A 16,531-nucleotide genomic window follows, 5' to 3' on the forward strand; every position below is an offset into this window, starting at 1 on the left:
CCCCCTTACGGATCGTGTAAGGGGGTGAACTACGTTCACGTCTTATTGCTATTAAATCTCCGATAGCTGATCTAAGTAAGCTCGCAAGACGTCCTTTTGGAGGACGAGGCTCATGAACTTTCCTTCGCGAATGCATGTCACCAAACCCGCCGTTTCCAGCTCCTTAATGTGATGAGAGACGGTTGCGGCGCTCACTTGGTTGGAGTTTAGCAGATTGCCGCAAGGGAGTGGTTCACTAGCCGCGCCAATTTCTTTTAGCATTTGATAACGTCGAGGCTCAGCCAAAGCGCGGGAAATCCGCGAGAATTGCTGTTCAGATAAGGTAGTCATACGAATTATTTCCTTTCCTATGGCATGTTAGGTTGCAGCTTATAATACGCCAGTCTATATGGTTGTGGCTATTGATTGATGAAGTAGTAAGTATCTTCATCATACCATATTCGGTTGAAATATTCCTTGACTCAATATTTAGACGCTTATATAATTGTCATATTGACGAGAGGGAAGGAGGCTGAATCAACGTGTTATAGCTATTTAGTAAAAGTTTTATGGGAGAAGGTAAATTAAAACAATAAATGGCGGCCGTGACGGAACGCCTACATGATAAATCACATGTATTTCAGCATAATTTTCTATCACATCGAAGACAAAACATACTATTTAGGAGCTGAGATTCAGTGGTTAAATCTAAAGCTTTTATCATTTTCATCCTTGCTTTCGGTATCTTTGGTATTATCAACACCGAGATGGGTGTCATTGGTATTTTACCCCAAATTGCCGAGCACTTTAACATAAGCGTATCTACGGCTGGTTTGCTAGTTAGTCTTTTTGCACTTGCTGTTGCCATTGCAGGTCCGATCCTACCCTTACTTTTCTCCGGCATGAATCGTAAAGGTGTTATGCTTATGGTCATCGGGCTTTTTATTATCGGTAATATCGTTTCGATTTGGGCACCTACGTTTGGAATAGCACTCGCTGCTCGGATTATACCTGCGTTCCTGCATCCCGTTTATTTCTCGGTTGCCTTCACAGCAGCGGCGGCTTCCGTAAGCCAAGATCAAATTCCGAAAGCTGTCGGTCGGGTATTCATGGGGGTTACTGCTGGTATGGTCATAGGGATTCCTATTACATCGTTCATCGCCAATGTGACTAACCTTGAAATTGCCATGATGTTCTTTGCCATTGTCAATGCGATCACTTTCTTAGCGATTCTGTTTTTTATTCCATCTATGCCAGTACAACAAAAGCTTTCCTATGGCACGCAATTGAGTGTGTTGAAGAAGCCTGCGCTTTGGCTAGCTATTTTTTCATCTATTTTTATTCTCTCCGGTATGTATGCCGTTTATAGCTTTTTTGCTGAGTACTTGGAGTCCGTTTCGGGCATGTCAGGCGGTATGATTAGTCTTATGTTGGTTGTATTCGGGTTGACAGGGGTTATTGGTAATTTGCTCGCTGGTAAATTGCTTATGAATCATGCGCTCAAAACAGTCGTCATCTATCCAGTCATTTTCGGAGCCATTTATCTGCTTGTGTACCTCATGGGTACCTTCACCGTTCCAATGATTATTTTGATCGCTTTATGGGGGGTATTGTTCACCTTCGGTCTGAATATTACGCAATACATGATCACTTCGTCAGCGCCAGAAGCGCCTGATTTCTCCAACGGTTTGTTTGTTGCTTTTGCAAACTTAGGTGTAACGATTGGTACAATGGTTGGTGGTGCCTTTATTTCTGGATGGGGAACTCACCATGTGATGTGGTCCGGTTTATTGTTCCTGGCACTTGGCTTGATCTTTGTTGTGATGTTTGTACCCCTTGCACGCAAGAAACAAGCTGTTGCTTACTAAAACAAGTCACTTTGATTGAAAAATAAAGTACTTGTTATTGTGAACTTTGACCCTGAAGGTGGACACTTTGGAAAAGTGCTTATCTTCAGGGTATTTGTTTCTCCTATAGCACAATTGATGTTTGTTTTCGGACGGATGGGTATTCTAACAAAATAGCATATATAATGACATAGGAAGGTATTGGTTTATGGAACTATTTATTGCCGTTTTTATTATGATTTCGCTGATCGGCGCGTCTAATGTCATCGGCCGATTTCTGCCGTTCATTCCAGTTCCTCTGATACAGATTGGATTGGGCATCATCGTTGCACTCATGCCGTCGGGAATTCACGTTGAACTGGAACCTGAACTCTTTTTCGTGCTATTTATCGCCCCATTGTTGTATCACGATGGCAAACATATATCCCGCAACGAGTTGTGGAAGCTGCGTGCTCCGATTATTGCATTGGCCGTAGGGCTTGTATTTGTTACTGTCTTCGCAGTTGGTTATGCAATTAACTGGATGATTCCGTCTATTCCTTTACCTGCGGCTTTCGGACTTGCTGCTATTTTGTCTCCAACAGACGCCGTGGCGGTAGGGGCATTAGCAGGAAGAATTCATATGCCCAAAACCCTGATGAGGCTGCTCGAGGGTGAAGCCCTCATGAACGATGCATCGGGACTCGTCGCGTTCAAATTTGCCATTGCAGCTGCCGTGACTGGCGTATTCTCGCTGCCCAAAGCAACGGGCAGCTTCCTCCTGATTTCAATTGGCGGATTATTGACCGGAGCGATCATTGCTGTCCTGATCATTTGGTTGCGGGTTGTTCTACGTCGTGCGGGGATTCAAGACGTAACGATGCATATGCTGATTCAAATTTTGACGCCGTTCCTACTGTACATGATCGCGGAAGAGCTGGGCATGTCCGGTATTTTGGCTGCGGTGGCTGGGGGCATCATGCATGCCATCGAACGAGACCGTGAAAGAACGTCGATGATGAAATTAAATGTGGTGTCAAACAACACGTGGTCCGTCATTTTGTTTATTTTGAATGGGCTTGTTTTTGTTATTTTGGGCTTGCAAATCCCGCATGTGTCGAATATCATTTTTGCGGACCCGGCTTTCAATAATTTCAAGATGATCGGCTATGGCGCCATTATTTTCGTGATGCTGATCGTGCTCCGCTTCATTTGGTCGTTTGCTTTTTCGAATGGAAGCCGACTATTTGGTTATAACGAAGAGCAAACCACGCCGGGATTTAAAATGCTTGTGCTAACTTCGATTTCCGGTGTGCGCGGCTCCGTTACGCTTGCTGGGGCATTTTCTATTCCGCTCGTATTGGCAGACGGAAGTCCATTCCCCGAGAGGAACTTGATTATATTTCTGGCTGCAGCAGTTATCTTGTTCTCCCTTATCACAGCAAGTGTGCTGTTGCCTCTTTTTTCGAAGAAGAAGGAGGTACCCGATATGGTAGAGCAAGAGAATTCGGATCAGCGAACCCAGATTCAAATTATGACGGCAGCGATCCAGGCGGTTCATCAGGAAAGTAGTGAGGAGAACGAGGAGGCCGCTTCAGCTGTTATTGCTGACTATCAGCAGTGGATTCAAGAAATCAGGATGAATGGGATCAGACGAAGGAACGAATCTCATTCACAGGAGAAAGAAATCGAGCTGCGTCTCTTGGCACTATCGGAGGAACGCGAATCCATGAATACCATGTTGGAGAGCGGTCAAATTAGTCCTGAGCATGCTCACCAATTTTTCCATATGCTCGATCAGGTCGAACTTATTTTGGCAAAACGCTTTCATTATTGGAGAATGATGTTAAAGATAGTCTTCGACCGTTTTCTAGCTTTGTTTAAGCAAAAGAAAGTCGGATTCGCCATGGTGTCAACAGATGACTTAGAAATACTTCGAAACTTTAAGGTTCGTACGTGCGAGGCCGCGATCAACGAACTGGAGAAGGTCCGGTGCAATGAAAACGAGCATGAGACCACGAACGTTATTTCACACTATCATCATTTACTCGACAGGCTGATCCGGTATTCGAAAACAAGCAGCAGGCAGCATAAATACTTCTATGAGCAGAAAAAGGAGCTTCATTGGGTAGCTGTGCAGGCCGAGCGGAATGTGCTGCAGGCACTTTATGAGAAAAGTGAGATCTCCCGTGAGACGGTAGGCAGAATACGCGGGATCATTCGGGAACGAGAAGCATCCATGTTCGAACAAGACGAATTGGTTGAGCGTTAAGGCCGAGCCGCGAACTTTTATAAAAAACGAATTAGGATGATGATTTCATGCGCATTTTACTTGTAGAAGATGATAAAACAATTGCATCTGGACTCGAGTATTCCCTCCAGCAAGACCAGTTTTCCACAGTTATCTGCTATAATGTCGAATCTGCAAAGAACGTATTAGTGAAGCAATTAGATCAGTTTGCGTTATGTTTGGTTGACCTATCACTGCCGGATGGAAGCGGCTATGAGATATGTAAGATAGTGAAAGAACAAAGTGACATTCCCGTTATTTTCTTGACTGCCATTGATGATGAAGTCAATGTCGTGATGGGGCTTGATATGGGGGCAGATGACTATATTACGAAGCCTTTTCGTGTTCGTGAGCTGCTCTCCCGAATCAAGTCGGTGTTACGAAGATATCAGAAGCAGCCGTTAGCCAAAACCATCATCGACATAGATCCAGTTCGTATCCATACGCAGGAGGGCAAAGTATACAAGCATGGCACTGAAATTTCAGTGACTGCTTTAGAGTACAGGCTGTTATTAATCTTTGCTAATCATGTCGGACAGATCCTTTCTAGAAACCAGTTGTTAGAACAAATATGGGATGTTGCAGGGGATTTCGTGAATGACAATACGCTAACCGTTTACATCAAAAGATTGCGAGAAAAACTGGAGGATGATCCGAAAGAGCCTACGTTCATTAAAACTGTCCGCGGGCTGGGCTATAAGGTTGGTGAATAGACATGCTGCGTAATCGCGAGATCCGCTTCGTTTTACTAGTGATGTGTACAATCAGTCTTCTCCTGCTTTTATCTGCGGCTTTTTTTTCAATTTCTTCCGTGATACTCGTACTTCTAACTTCCGTTTTACTCATTGGATGCAGCCTTATCTTCACAAGAATGAGATATCTAGAGATAGAGAAGTTGTCTAGCTACATGCGGCAAATTAGCAGTGGGGACTATTCCCTTGATGTCCGCGACAACCGTGAGGGTGAATTTAGTATTTTGAAAAATACGATCTATAAAGTAACCGTCATGTTATCGGAGCAGCGTACACTTTTGCAAAAAGACAAGACTCACCTCACAGATGCGATTTCGGATATCTCCCATCAGCTCAAAACCCCCCTAACCTCCATGATGGTCATGGCCGATTTATTAGATGACACACACCTGCCTGAAACGAAAAGAGCGGAATTCACGCGTAATATTCGGATTCAACTCGAACGGTTGGAATGGCTGGTTACGTCCTTATTAAAGCTTTCCAAAATTGACGCGGGTACCGTGCATTTTAAGAATGATCATGTGATAGTGGTCAAGCTTATTCAAAAAGCCTTGCAGCCTGTTCTCATTCCGATTGATATTAAAGAACAAACCGTTACGATAACGGGTGATGATAATGTCGCTTTTGTTGGAGATCTAAATTGGGCGGCGGAAGCTGTCATCAATATTTTGAAAAATGCTGTGGAACATACGGATTCAGGTGGATCAATCGCGATTGCTTTTTCAGAAAACCCGCTATATACAGAGATTGTGATTCGCGATACGGGGAAAGGCATTCCCAGAGATGAGATTCCTTTTATTTTCAAACGTTTTTATAAAGGGAAGTATGCAGGCGAAAGCAGTATCGGTATTGGCCTTTCAATGGCTCACAGCATTATTACGAAGCAAAATGGAACGATTGATGTGCAAAGTGAAATCCATAAGGGCACCCAATTTCGAATACGGATATACAAGCAAATTGTCTAACACAGTTAAGGTGACGGAACTGTCACTTTAGAGTCACTGGAAAGTCACTTTGGGCGGATATACTAAATCCATCGGCAAACGAATGGAGGGTTCACAATGAACATACTACAAATCGAACATCTGTCCAAAGTGTATGGAAAAGGTGACACGGCGGTTAAAGCACTTGATGACGTTTCATTCTCGGTGGATAAAGGAGAATTCGTCGCGATCATAGGTCCATCGGGTTCGGGGAAATCAACCCTATTGCATATGTTGGGTGGCGTGGATAGACCAACTAGCGGCAAAGTGTTTGTAGATAATACGGACATGTATAGTCTGAATGAAACACAATTAGCCATCTTTCGGCGAAGACAAATTGGCTTGATTTATCAGTTTTATAACCTGCTTCCGATTCTAACTGTAGAGGAAAATATGAAACTGCCGCTTTTGCTTGATGAGCATAAGGTGGACCAGAAGCAATTTGATGAGATTGTGAGAACACTAAATTTGGGGAATCGGTTAAATCATCTGCCCAATCAGCTTTCCGGCGGCCAACAGCAGCGGGTCTCGATCGGCAGAGCCTTAATGAATCAGCCATCTATCATTTTGGCGGACGAGCCAACTGGCAATTTGGACAGCAAAAATGGCAATGAAATCATTGATCTGTTGAAAATGTTTAATAAAACCTATCATCAGACGTTGATTATGATAACCCATGATGAACGAATTGCGCTGCAGGCTGACAGGATTATCGCCATTGAAGACGGAAGAATCTCCAAAGATGAGGTTATTCGCGTATGAACATCATCAATAAACTAACGCTGCGGCACTTATTGCAAAATAAAAAACAAACACTCGTTACCCTAATTGGCGTTATTATTTCAGTGGCGATGGTGATGGCAGTTACAACGCTGGGTTCTTCCTTTTTGGGATTAATGCAAAAGCAAACGATTGTAGACTATGGAAAGTGGCATGTCATGTATAAAGACGTGAACACAAATCAGCTTGAAGCGATCAAGCATGACGCGGCAACCAACGAATTGATCATTTCTAAGGATCACGGTTTTGCTCTACTTCAAGGAAGTCAAAATATAAACAAACCTTATTTGTTCATTAAAGCTTATAATGCACAAGGTTTTAAGAACTTTCCGATTGCATTGAGCCAAGGGCGCCTGCCTCAACGAGCAGATGAGGTCGTCCTGTCGGACGCCATCGCGACGAACGCCAAAGTAACTTACAAGATTGGCGATCGTTTAACCCTTAACGTTGGTCAACGTTCGAATACGGCTGATCCTAGTGATAAAGATCTTGTTCAGAATGATCAATTACGGATGAACAACGGTAGTAGTACGGAGACTTTGACTCAAACCACAACCGAGTCGTATACCGTAGTCGGTTTTATTAAACGCCCTGTAGGGGAACAGACATGGGCGCCAGGGTATTCCGTTTTTACCTATGTAGATGAAAGTATGATGGACACAAACCCAACCGTTGATGCGAGTGTTGTCGTGAAGAAAGTGAATGATGCTGTATTTACCCATGCGAAAGACGTAGCCATGACAAACGACATCGGTTCGTTTAAAACGAATGATTCGTTATTACGCTACTTTGGTGTTATGGGCGGTGGGCTAGGCCAAACCTATAACTCGCTTTTAGTGATTGTCATGCTGGTTATTGTCATTGGCTCCATTTCCTTAATCTACAATGCTTTTGCTATTTCTGTCTCAGAACGGTCACGTTATTTAGGGATGCTATCCAGTGTGGGCGCAACGAGAAGGCAGAAGAGGAATTCGGTGTTCTTTGAGGGAGCGGTTATTGGTCTATGTAGTATTCCCATAGGCGTCATCTGCGGACTTGTAGGGATTGGCATCACGTTTTACTTCGTTAACACGAGCCTTGTTGGAGCACTAGGGTTCTCTGAAAAATTAACTGTGATTGTCACACCCCTATCGCTCTTTATCACTTGTGCGATCTCCATCATTACGATTTTTATTTCAACGTATCTTCCTGCTCAAAAGGCTTCTAAAATTTCTGCAATTGACGCGATTCGGCAAACAACCGATATTAAACTTACGAGTAGAACGGTGAAGACATCCAAGCTTACTAAGCGATTATTCGGCATCGAAGCGGAGTTTGGATTGAAAAACTTAAAAAGAAACAAACGCAGGTATTATGCGACTGTTTGGTCACTTGTGATTAGTATCGTGCTGTACTTATCTGTGTCTTTCTTCACGTCTAATCTCCAGAGGTCGCTGGATCTTTCACAAAAAGGTTATAATTTTGATATTGAGGTAGTTAAGTCGGGTGAAAATCTAACGATAGATGAACGATTGTTGCAATCCATTGTGTCGTTAGAAGGCGTCACTGACTACAGCCTGATCCAAAGGATGAATGATGGCTTCACTTGGGTTAACGGAGGAACCATCCCTACCCATGTGAAAAATTATTTGACTTATCAAAATGGTTTATATAAATACAATCTTTCCGTAAATGCTTTAAGTGAAGAGAAGTTGCGGGCCTATGCCAAACAAATCGGCGCAGACTACACGAAGCTAGCGGATCCTGATCACCCAAGCGCCATTATTATTGATGCCACATTGTATAGTGATGAGAAGGACAAATTTATCGAAACCAACGGTATTGGGGCCAAAGCTGGTGAACAACTTGATCTCGTCTTCGCAGACGAAAATGAAAAAGAAACGATCAATAAGGTGGAGCTCGCCGCGGTGACGGATCAATTCCCAATGGGCATAGTTCGCGGCAGCTTTCAAGTCAATCTTGTCGTCTCGGAGCAGGTCTTTGATCAATTAGCGAAAAGAAACAAGGATGCCAGAGCGTATTCAGGGATTTACTTGAATAGTAAAGATCCGCTGAAAACACAGCAAGACATTGAAGAAATGAAAGATAATCTTTCTGTCATGAATATATTTCAAGATAGAAAGCTCTCTGAACAAAAGATAACGTTAATCTCCGTATTTGTTTATGGCTTTGTCGCTTTAATTACGGCGGTTTCGATGGCGAATATCTTCAATACGATTTCGACGAGTATTGCACTTCGCAGACGAGAGTTTGCGATGTTGAGATCGGTGGGCATGACACCGAAAAGCTTGAATACAATGTTGAATTATGAAAGTATATTTTATGGTCTGAAGGCTCTAAGCTATGGGCTTCCGATTAGCGGGGTGATTATGGTGTTGATCTATCGATCATTCATGCATAGTTTTTCGTACGGTTTCCGATTGCCATGGACGAGTATGCTCTATGTCATTGTTGCTGTATTCGTTATGGTTAGTCTGTCTATGTTCTATGCTAGCGCAAAAGTTAAAAAAGCCAACATTATGGATGTGTTGAAACAAGAAAATATATAGTATGATTTCTTGTATAGAATAAACGGAGCCTCTGCTGAGGCTCCGTTTATTAATGTCTATTTGATAGACCCCGTTTCCGTTATTTTAACTTTGGCGTCTACATTCACTTTCACGGTCGGATATTGCTCCCGCCATTTGGACTCATCCCAGTGTCTCGTTCGAGAACGTGAGAGTTCGCCTAGACCAAGCGGATCTATGCCGAGTTGTTGGAACTTCTGAATTAATTTCTCGCTTGTCTGAACAATCATTTTGCTGAAAGCTGCCTCAACGTTATGTTTGAAGAGATCTGTTGTTGTCGAGGTAGTACTTTCAGTAATTGTGCCGTTGATTCGTATACGAATCTTGAATTCAGGTATTCCTGAATTGTTGGAGACTGTATAGTGATATCCTGAATGATTATTCTGCACCGACACATAGGCGTCATTATTTAAGGGGATTTCGAAGGTACTGTTATCCGTGTTCTCGACCAGTAATCGAAAAAATTTCATTTCCTCCGAGTTTAAAGACCCCACGAACTTGTCATCAGCAAATAGGGCAAGTCCTGCAATCTCAATTTTAGCTTCTTCCGCCTTCAGAAGTGGGAGATAAGGATCGTGGCCCTGTCCAAGCCAAGCGGATTCGAACAGATGCAGACTTGTCCGCGGTAAGTGTCCTTCCTTAATATTGCTAGAGATTTGTTGTGCGATATATCGGCCTTTCTCCATTCTGTTTGTGTAATTTTTCTCCAATAATTGTTGAGCTCGTCCATCGACAACGGCCAAATACATGCGATTTGATATTCTTGGATCCCTTAAAGGGGGATCTAAAACCAGATCGAGGCCATTTTTCGCAAGCTCTTGCCCAATTAAGACAACGGAAAGCTTGCCAAGCATGATTGGTAATTCCTGCTCATTTTGCAGGCTATCCCTCGCATTCTGGGTAGTTCTGCTAAAGGCGGTGGATTCAAAATTTTTAATCGCGTCTTTTCCCTTGAAATAAGGTGAGGAAATCGTCAGCCTCGTTGTGGATCCTGGTCCTTTATCTAGACCTGCTACGATGGGGATTGTAATTTGATCGATAACCGTTTGTTTCACGCACCCTATCGTAACCAGCAGAAGAATCACTAAAACAATAAGAAGTTGAAAGCTTTTTATCATGCTGGTTTCACCTTCTTACTGAACAACGAAAGTACAAACAAAATCGGCAAATACACATAAACAATGCCGGTACCTGCAATGTATATCCAATGATGTGCATACTTAATCGCAACCGACTCCGGCAGCAAACACACGAATATCGCTAACAAAGCCGCAAAAAAGGGCACGGTTCTCGATGGTCGAATCGAGGTAACGACTTTAGAGATGCGACCTGCGGACCATAAACAGAGACAAAGGATAGGCAAAGCCCGCATAAGCTGTGAGGCAACACCAAACCCCTCAAACCTTTCAATATAGGGAAGTTGTACAAATTGAAATTGAGCCAAGCTTGGCCATTGTATGTTGATTAATTGATTTTTACTGAAGAAAGCTAAGGAAGTTATAATTTCGCTTAAGTAGAATAACGTGACAACGCCATTAGCCCAGTATACCCAGCGTTCGGATTTTTTGGGGTTTTTGAACCAAGGATAGCATATCAGTATGACCTCCACGCCGAGAAAGCTAAAGGTCATTTGCGACATCGCTTTAACCATTTCCGAAACGCTGTGATCCATCACCGGCAAGAAATAGCTGAAATGAAAATAAGATGCGATAAAAAAATAAATGGGTAAGAGCATGTACTGAAGCATACTAAAAAAGCAAACTCCGATGACCGTGCGAAGCCCACCAAATACCGCATAACAGGCAGCCAGCAGCAAAATGACACATAGAATCCAGGTGTGAAGATCGGGGAATAGCCAAACTTGGACGATCTGAATGAACGTTCGACAAATATTCCCACCCACAAGAAGCAGATAGCCTAACAGCAACAGATTAAGTAAGTTGCCTGCCCATTTGCCGAAATAGGCTTGGTTAATGAACATAATATCATGTTGAGCTTTGTTCAAAACGCGGTACATCATCCATATAACAAGAAAGAAGGTTAAACTGCTGAAGCAGACAACGATCCAAGCATCTTGTCCAACATGTTCCACGAGCTCGCGCTGGAAGGTCAAGAAGCCTACTCCTAGTTGCATACAATGCGCAGCGAAAAAAGCCATGGAAGGAGGCAGTAATGATTTTTCACTTATCTGACTGGTCAATTTCAATCACCTTATTCCTCGTCAACGACAGTATTCTTTCGGGCAGTACGCTGCGTACGTAAATAGCTGGGTGTTTTGGGATAGTTCGAATAGGGAAAACGCACTAACGAATCTCTTAAGTCAGCTCCCCGAAAAGGGAAAAAGGGAACTAAATAGGGCATTCCCATCGTCTTCAACCTTAGAAGATGAATTAGAAGGAAAGCAGCAACGATAAAGATTCCGAGAAAACCTAACCATTCAGCAGCAAAAATAAAAGGATACCGCAGAACACGAATTGTCGTGCTCATTCTGAAAGTAGGCGTCGTGAATGAAGCGAGCGCAGACAATCCAATGATCATGAGCAGCACATTACTGGTCAATGAGGCTTGGACTGCTGCTGTACCGATGACAATACCGCCCACAATCCCGATGGTTTGACCAATTTTGGATGGTAACCTTGCGCCAGCTTCACGAAGCAGCTCAATCGTCAGTTCCATAACAAGCGCCTCGATAAAAGGTGGAAATGGAATGTTCGCTCTTGATGAAATCAATGTACTCAATAAGGGGTTTGAGATGGCCTCATAATGATAAGTCGTTATGGCTACGTAAACAGCGGATGCGATAATCGAGAAACAAACGGCGCAGAAACGTAATAAGCGGAAAAAAGAAGCCACATGCCAGGGGAGGTAGTAATCCTCGTAGGCTACAAAGAACCACCCTAATGAGACTGGTCCCATCAAGGCATGAGGAGAGCCGTCCATGATGATGGCAAATTGCCCTAAAGTCAATGCAGAGGCGATACGATCGGGCCTTTCCGTCTCTAATGATTGGGGGAATATGGATTTGAAGTCATCTTCAATCATCTCGGAGAGCATAGTCGTATCCAAAACAAAATCGAAATCGATAGCTTCGATTCTTTCTATGGCGGTGTTTACATAGGCCTCATTGGTGAACCCTTCCAAATAGCAAATAACGGTTTTGGATTTGGTTAAGTTTCCGACAATCATTTCTTTCGTTCGCAAATTCGGAATCGGCAATCGCTTTCGCAACAAGTTCAAGTTCACTTCCAGAGATTCTACGAAAGCTTCTTTAGGCCCAACAACACTGAACTCAATTTCCGGCGGTTGGACACTTCTGCCTACTTTTTCCGCAGCACACACGATTAGTGTTTGGTTCGTATGCTCCTCGAACTGTATAGCGACATAACCTCGAAGTAAGCCATCTTCAATCTCTGTCCAGTCCGATGTGACCTGTTTCTCAGTAAGAGGCAGCACAGCGAAGAGATCCTCCAACGATAGACTTCCTTCCACATTCAGAAAGAATAGTATTTTTTCGTGCAAAGTCATCGGATCAATCAACGGTTTATAATAACAGATGCTGTAGTACGGATTAATACCAGACTTATTTTCAAAAAATAAAAAATCAGAGGATTGAGCCATCTGTTTTATTTGATGTGAAACGTCAACAGTCTTTTTGTTCATGAGGAGGATCCTTTTTAAATTTTGGCTTTTATGGTTAGCTATTGGCTAGGCTTTTTAATTTTATTGGGAGATTTTAGATAAATACTGTTGAGTATGGTAATCTCTGCCGTGACTTCATCATCTAATGTGAGAAACCAATGTTGTTTCCAATCTTTGATTTGCTCTTCGTTCATTTTTTTTCGGAAAAGTTGTCCGATTGCAAGCACGTCTGCCTTATCATTTTTCAGATCAGCTATTAGTTTTTGTGCTCTTTTCTCGATGATGTCTTTGAGTTTCCTTGTAATTTGTTCTTCCGATTCTTCGTTTTTATTCTCTAATAGTTCTACTTTTAATCGGATACAACTTTTCAGCTGAGGCCCAGATTCAGACCAATGGAGGGTATGTTTGATACTCGCTTTTTTAATCCTTACGCTGCTCTGGTCAGCAACTTCGATGGTGCCGCCTGTGTATCTCTCTTGAAAAACATTGTAAATTAGTACTTCATCAGAGGAAATTTCACCTACCATTTTATCGCTGCGCATGATGGCTGATCCTTCAAATTGATACAAGGTGTCCGTTCCTTTAGTGAGAATGGGTATCGACATATCTTGGGTATAGGACTGAATATCTCGGTAGGCTTCCCATAACCGTACGATGGTCGTTTCGGGTGTCCATCCAGCCTGCTCACTGAAAAAATCATACGAGGATAGCTCTGGATTTGCCGTAAGTTGGTGATGGATGACTTCGTCGAAATCTCCTCTAGCAATCGCTAGTAAGCCTTTAATAGAGATATCGTTTGCCTGTACCGCGTAGTCGATAATGTCGCCAATATCTTCTTTTGCCGTTTTTTCGCAGATTAGAAATAGTCGGATATGGAGAAGATCGATACTTTTTTCTGCTTTTGTCCGGATGTTGTCAACCGCATTATTGATGGTTGCGGAGCTGCTCTCCATATATTGCGAGCCCTTTTTTTCAGGACTTGGGATTTGTAAAATAATGCGGTAATCCTGATTTTTCTCTTTGCATATGCCCATCACAACAGGCATGAGTCGCTTATTAATATCTTTCGTATCCCAACAACCTGTAAGAAGTGCGCTTAAGGTACATAGGACCAGTACAACCGATATAAATGAACGATGGATCAAGCAGGATTCCTCCTAACCTTCAAACTCATGAGCATGACGGCAAGCGGTATACCAATGATGCAGTAGAAGCATAAGAAAGTATCCAAGTAAGTAAATTTCCCTAATTTATCAATATTATCCAAATAACAACTGAAAATATACGATAAGAGGGCAACAATAAGTACAGCTATTCCCCTCTTATTTTTCAAGAAGAGCTTTTCAATCAGTGTTGACATCATCCAGAAACTAACTGCCGCCGCGACCATCGCGATCGCAATCATGGCAATAACGAAAAAAGTGGGGAGCCAATCAAATACAATCCACTCACTATCAATCGTGTCCGATGTCAATACATTCGGATAACGAAAATTGATGATCGATTCCTGACCGAAAATAAGCATTGGAACATAAACAGAAGAGATTGCAAATATAAAAAGGATCCCAAGAATCGGTATGATATGGCGTAATGGCAATCGGCGCTTCATTTTAACCAAACCTAAAAACAGGAACCCTGCATGCACAAAAAAGGCGGAATAAAACATCGGCTTCTTGAAGAAACTCAACCGAGTATTATAGATGGGGTAGATATTATTGAAATCGAAATTGCTCATCGCGCTTATTAAGGAAAATATTACCAAGGGAAGCACACAGATGAATACGACGATCCCCCCTCTAAAAATCGCTTCATAACCTTTCCATGCGACGTAAAGTGGGATGACATAGAGCAATAGAATGAAATAGGTGGGGGTATTCGGCAGCAATAAGATGCTGATCGATTCCATTTCATAGCTGTGCGTAAAGTTGGAATCCAGAAATAGAAAAACGATCAAAGGAGTAAGCAGCAGGCGCGCGACCCATGTTCCGGATACCTCTTTACAAATATCTACAATGTCCTTACCTGGAAAAGAAGATAGTCCTTTCACATATGCCCAGATACAGCCCATTTCAATAAGAAACCCGACAACAATAGGCTCCCAGTGACCTGTGGATGTGGATTCAATCATTTTTACCGGATAGATATAAAAATACAACGAGAGATGAACGGCGACAAACATCGTTAATAGGGCTTTATTGCTCATTCGGATTTCCTTCTTTTGGTGGAGAAGCTTAAATACGGCACCTCAAACGTTGTAATCGTGCCAAGGTAAAAACAAAATAAGACGATCGACGCCATAAGGCCGAGTATGCCATACAAAGCACTGAACACTATGACTACATACTTGTACAACCGAATGGAGACGGTGTTCATATAGGTACCCATCGTAAAATGCGCAATGGTCGAGCCTGCTACGACAATAATAAGAAAATAACTGACTAACCTGGCTTGAACGACAGCTTGTCCCAGAATAATACCGCCGACCATCGTGATGGTGGGGCCAATACTTTTGGGCAGACGAATACTCGCTTCAATGACCATTTCAATAATGAACAGCATCAACAACAATTCAACAAGTACAGGATAGGGAACGCCTTCTCTCGAATTGGTGATCGACACGGCTAACTGAATACGCAAGAGTTCAGGGTTGACGGAATTGAGCACCACATATAACCCTGGCATCGTGAGGGCGATGATTAAGCTGGTGATTCGAATAACCCTGTATAAATACATAAACAGAGGTAACTGATCTTTATCCGTTTTCACTTCCCAGAAGTCCGTTACAATGGAGGGGAAAGACAGAGAGAACGGAAAATGATCTAAGAAGATGACCACGCGACCGTCCATCAGATTGTGTTTGGTTGTGGAGGGAAGCTCAGATGATGTGTAAGTAGGGACAAGGCTGTAGCGAGGCTGATTGAGTGCTCTCAGCAGGCCTTGAACGTCGGAAACATCCATCTTGGTATTTTTATTTAAGCAGTCATGGATATGGGCAATGACTTTGGGATCAGCTGCTCCTTCGACATAGAGGACAGTCACTTCACGGGGAAGTTTAGACCCTAGCGTATAATTCTGAATGTGTAAATCAGTTATTCTCATTTTCTTACGGAGTAGATTGATGTTGGCATACATATCTTCCGTAAAGGCATCCAGAGAAGTTTGAATCGGATTCTCCGTTAGGGCTTCGCCAATGCTTCGACTGCTGTTGACCGAAGCGGGCTCAACTACGATGTTGTCGAAACTTTCTTGGGGGAAAATAATTAGCATTCCTCGCAAAATGGCACTGACGAGCTCAGTTAAGGAAACATTCACTCTAGTTGAAGCGGATAACGCAATCAGATCGATTGGGTTCTCTTTGCTATGTATATGTGACAGTCTAGCTATCAGCGTATCGTAAGACTCCTCATATTGAACCAGAGTTCCCAAATAGCATACATGAACCTGGGCTTCATAAATTCGAGCGTCCCTGCTCACGAAATCAGAAGTATGTTCAAACATTTGATCGATATAGGCTAGTTTTTCTTCTCTTGTCGAGGTGTGCATCTCTCATCGCGCCTTTTACATGTAATTTCCACGCCCTTTATTATCTTCCAATTCCATTCCAATTACTCTGAAAGGATAAAAATCGCTTAAGATGTACATAAATTTACGATAAACATTGACAAAGTCCCCTAGAAAAAGATACAATATTTTTTGTTGTTTATGAAAGTTAACA

The 16,531-nt window shown here is 42.7% G+C and carries 13 protein-coding genes; 6 read left to right on the forward strand and 7 right to left on the reverse strand.

Going from position 1 to position 16,531, the window contains the following annotated elements; genetic code table 11:
* Positions 1 to 51: 51 nt before the first annotated feature.
* Positions 52 to 330 carry an ArsR/SmtB family transcription factor gene (locus A8709_RS10830; protein WP_065852357.1) on the reverse strand — a complete coding sequence of 93 codons (279 nt, stop codon included), beginning with the start codon at positions 328 to 330 and terminating at the stop codon, positions 52 to 54.
* Positions 331 to 677: 347 nt separating this feature from the next.
* On the opposite strand from A8709_RS10830, the gene A8709_RS10835 reads away from it, so the two are divergent.
* The 6 genes from A8709_RS10835 (at position 678) to A8709_RS10860 (ending at position 9,159) form a co-directional block, all read left to right on the forward strand.
* Entirely contained in the window at positions 678 to 1,847 is a 1,170-nt protein-coding gene (locus A8709_RS10835) for an MFS transporter (RefSeq protein WP_065852358.1), read from the forward strand.
* Positions 1,848 to 2,034: 187 nt separating this feature from the next.
* The gene (locus A8709_RS10840) at positions 2,035 to 4,077 is read left to right on the forward strand and encodes a Na+/H+ antiporter (protein ID WP_065852359.1); all 2,043 of its coding nucleotides are present in this window, start codon (positions 2,035 to 2,037) and stop codon (positions 4,075 to 4,077) included.
* A 47-nt stretch (positions 4,078 to 4,124) separates the two neighbouring features.
* Positions 4,125 to 4,808, forward strand: coding sequence for a response regulator transcription factor (locus A8709_RS10845; protein ID WP_065852360.1), 684 nt, complete (start codon positions 4,125 to 4,127; stop codon positions 4,806 to 4,808).
* A 2-nt stretch (positions 4,809 to 4,810) separates the two neighbouring features.
* The gene (locus tag A8709_RS10850; protein ID WP_065852361.1) at positions 4,811 to 5,812 is read left to right on the forward strand and encodes a sensor histidine kinase; all 1,002 of its coding nucleotides are present in this window, start codon (positions 4,811 to 4,813) and stop codon (positions 5,810 to 5,812) included.
* Between the two features lie 96 nt (positions 5,813 to 5,908).
* Positions 5,909 to 6,592 carry an ABC transporter ATP-binding protein gene (locus tag A8709_RS10855; protein ID WP_065852362.1) on the forward strand — a complete coding sequence of 228 codons (684 nt, stop codon included), beginning with the start codon at positions 5,909 to 5,911 and terminating at the stop codon, positions 6,590 to 6,592.
* Complete coding sequence (locus A8709_RS10860; RefSeq protein ID WP_065852363.1) at positions 6,589 to 9,159, forward strand: ABC transporter permease; 2,571 nt, start codon at positions 6,589 to 6,591, stop codon at positions 9,157 to 9,159. Before A8709_RS10855 ends, A8709_RS10860 begins: the two co-directional genes overlap by 4 nt.
* Positions 9,160 to 9,215: 56 nt before the next feature.
* Here A8709_RS10860 and A8709_RS10865 read toward each other — a convergent pair whose 3' ends face one another.
* Genes A8709_RS10865 through A8709_RS10890 form a run of 6 tightly spaced genes read right to left on the reverse strand, consistent with a single transcriptional unit; the run spans position 9,216 to position 16,359 of the window.
* On the reverse strand, positions 9,216 to 10,295 hold the full coding sequence (locus A8709_RS10865) for a Ger(x)C family spore germination protein (protein WP_065852364.1): 1,080 nt from the start codon (positions 10,293 to 10,295) through the stop codon (positions 9,216 to 9,218).
* Positions 10,292 to 11,335, reverse strand: a complete 1,044-nt coding sequence (locus A8709_RS10870; protein WP_279615858.1) for a GerAB/ArcD/ProY family transporter — start codon at positions 11,333 to 11,335, stop codon at positions 10,292 to 10,294. The genes A8709_RS10865 and A8709_RS10870 overlap by 4 nt, the downstream gene beginning before the upstream one ends.
* Before the next feature lie 53 nt (positions 11,336 to 11,388).
* Positions 11,389 to 12,837: a spore germination protein gene (locus A8709_RS10875; RefSeq protein WP_065852366.1), complete on the reverse strand. Its 1,449-nt coding sequence runs from the start codon at positions 12,835 to 12,837 to the stop codon at positions 11,389 to 11,391.
* Between the two features lie 38 nt (positions 12,838 to 12,875).
* Positions 12,876 to 13,961: a Ger(x)C family spore germination protein gene (locus A8709_RS10880; RefSeq protein ID WP_065852367.1), complete on the reverse strand. Its 1,086-nt coding sequence runs from the start codon at positions 13,959 to 13,961 to the stop codon at positions 12,876 to 12,878.
* Positions 13,958 to 15,019, reverse strand: coding sequence for a GerAB/ArcD/ProY family transporter (locus A8709_RS10885; RefSeq protein WP_065852368.1), 1,062 nt, complete (start codon positions 15,017 to 15,019; stop codon positions 13,958 to 13,960). The genes A8709_RS10880 and A8709_RS10885 overlap by 4 nt, the downstream gene beginning before the upstream one ends.
* Entirely contained in the window at positions 15,016 to 16,359 is a 1,344-nt protein-coding gene (locus tag A8709_RS10890; RefSeq protein WP_084224819.1) for a spore germination protein, read from the reverse strand. The genes A8709_RS10885 and A8709_RS10890 overlap by 4 nt, the downstream gene beginning before the upstream one ends.
* Between the last annotated feature and the right edge of the window lie 172 nt (positions 16,360 to 16,531).

The organism is Paenibacillus pectinilyticus (genome assembly GCF_001700435.1).
GTDB lineage: Bacteria > Bacillota > Bacilli > Paenibacillales > NBRC-103111 > Paenibacillus_E > Paenibacillus_E pectinilyticus.